This window comes from uncultured Fretibacterium sp. (assembly GCF_938040765.1).
Taxonomy (GTDB): Bacteria; Synergistota; Synergistia; order Synergistales; family Aminobacteriaceae; genus CAJPSE01.
Genome location: NZ_CALIAA010000304.1, coordinates 1 through 2,254, shown reverse-complemented (window position 1 = coordinate 2,254; position 2,254 = coordinate 1). Strand labels below are relative to the sequence as shown.

2 protein-coding genes are annotated in these 2,254 nt (G+C 55.1%); both read right to left on the bottom strand.

Annotated elements, in window-relative coordinates; genetic code table 11:
* Nucleotides 1–197: 197 nt before the first annotated feature.
* A complete protein-coding gene (locus Q0176_RS10690) occupies nucleotides 198–1,559 on the bottom strand; it encodes a sugar ABC transporter substrate-binding protein (RefSeq protein WP_299302742.1) in 1,362 nt (453 codons plus the stop codon).
* A 109-nt stretch (nucleotides 1,560–1,668) separates the two neighbouring features.
* Nucleotides 1,669–2,254: zinc-binding dehydrogenase (locus tag Q0176_RS10685; RefSeq protein ID WP_299302739.1), on the bottom strand; the 586-nt coding region annotated here is incomplete at its 5' end.

Genomic DNA, 2,254 nt, shown 5'->3' with positions numbered 1-2,254 from the left:
GGGCTGACGCTACCTATGGTCAACCCGCCGAGTCGGCTCCTCGGACAACATGAAAGTCCGGAGACAAGCAGGAGCCATAAAATCCGTTGTGCTTCAATATGTGGTTTCATGATAAAGACGGAGGTTTTCCACCTCCGTCTTTATCATGAACGCCTGTGCAATAGTTCCACGAACAGTTTGGCGGAGAAGCCGGCCGACTACTCCTTCACCTCGACATCGGCCAAGGCCTTGTCCATTTTGGCCTTCAGCTGATCCATGGCCTCCTGAGTACTGCCGTATTTGCCCGCCACGAGGTCTTGAAGCGTCGCAGCCCATTCGGTCGCCAATTCAAAGAAATAAGGATTGGGCGTAAAATAGACGGTCGTTCCAGGGACCGTAGCCTCGAAGGTCTCCTTAAAGCCCGGCGTGGCAGCGATGATCTCCTGGAATTTGGGGTTTTCAAAGACCGACTTACGGGGAGGATCAACGGACTTCCACTCCGTTACGGACCAGGTCTGGAAGGGCTTGCTGGTAAAGTACTGGATGAAAAGCCATGCTGCATCCTGATGTTGGGAGGAAGCGTTCATCGCGAGGGACCAAACCCACAGGTTGGAACGGATTTCCTTCTGCCCATCGGGAAGAGGAGGAGGAGCGAAAGCAATTTTGCCCGACTGGCTGGACGCGCCCGGCACGGACTGGAAATAGCCCGTACTGTCCGCGCCAAACATCATAGCGGCCTTTTTGGCTCCAATATCCGCACCACACTGATACCACGTATAGGACGACCACGTGGGAGACCCGCCCGCCTTGACGAGCTTCACCCACATATCGGTCATGGCAACGGCCTCGGGGGAGTTCACCTTCGAGACCAGTTTGCCGTCCTCGATCGCGAGATCCACAGCGCCGTAATTGGTGTAGGTCGTCATATATTCCGGATGGATCGTCGCCCAGTTGCGGGTACCGCGCAAAGCGATTCCGTAAGTCCCCTTGCCGTCAAACTCGTTCAGCTTTGCGGAGAGCTCGAGGAGCTCGCTGATCGTCTTGGGGGGCTGAACGCCAAACTTGGCAAAGACATCCGTGTTATACATCAGCACGTTGTCTTCGAAACCAATCGGCAAAGCCCACTGAGGGCCCTTTCCCGTCCTGTGGCCAGGAACACGATCCCAGCGCAAAGCGCCTGAAATCCCGGGGAAAAAATCGTCGTAATCATAATCGCTTGCCGTCTTCTTGGGGTCCTTCAAAAAGGCGTCCAGGTCCACCATGTAATCGGAGGTAGAATAGTCCCAGCACTGGTAAGCCCCCGTCATGAAGACATCCGGTTCACCGGAACGGCTGCTCAGAGAAGTCGTCAGCTTGTCAAAGTAGTTCTCCTCCGGAATCGTGGTATGGACGACCTTGATTCCCGTCAGGGCCTCAAACTCCTGGAGCTTTTGGATGATACCCTCCGCATAAGGATGCTGATTGAAAAGTATTTTGATCGTTTGCCCCTCGCACTGTTTCCAGTCGAATTCCTCGGCCCACGCGGAACCGGCCAGGCAAAGCAAAACGGTCAGACCGATAAGAGCGCCTATCTTTTTCACAATACTTTCCTCCCTTGAACAGCTATTCAACCAAAGGACCAGACTCCACGCCCGCAGAAACGCTTTTTTCGGCTCCCTTTTCCCCCACCCCCCGACTGTCTCTTTCTCGTTACGGTACCAGCACCACGCGCACAGCGCCCTCTCCCTTGAGGGCCAGTTCAAAGCCCTCCTTCCATTTTTCCAGCGGGAATTTATGGGAGACGACGCCCTCCGTGGGCAAACGCCCATCCGCTATCCACTCGATGACCGAGGGGAAGCAATAGGGGCTGAGGTGAACTCCCAGGAGATCGAGCTCCTTTTCATCGCTGATGATTCTCCAATCAGCCGTTGTAGGATGCCCGAATACGCTGAACTCGACAAAACGCCCCAATTTCCGGATGATATCCAGCCCCTGCTGTACCGAGGAAGGATGTCCCGATGCCTCGATGTAGACATCGCAGCCGTATCCCTCCGTCATCTCCATGATTTTGGGGGCTATTTTCTCCTTCGCGGGATTCATGACGATATCGGCGCCAAATTTTTTCGCCAACTCCAGGCGTTGGTCGTTGATATCCAGGACGACCAACTTTGCCGGATTGCGCAGCTTCAGACACCCGATCATGCCCAACCCGAGGCACCCGACTCCCGAGAGCACCACGAAGTCCTCATTCCCAACCTGAGACCGGTCAATGCAGTGCTTGGCGCAAGCATAGGGT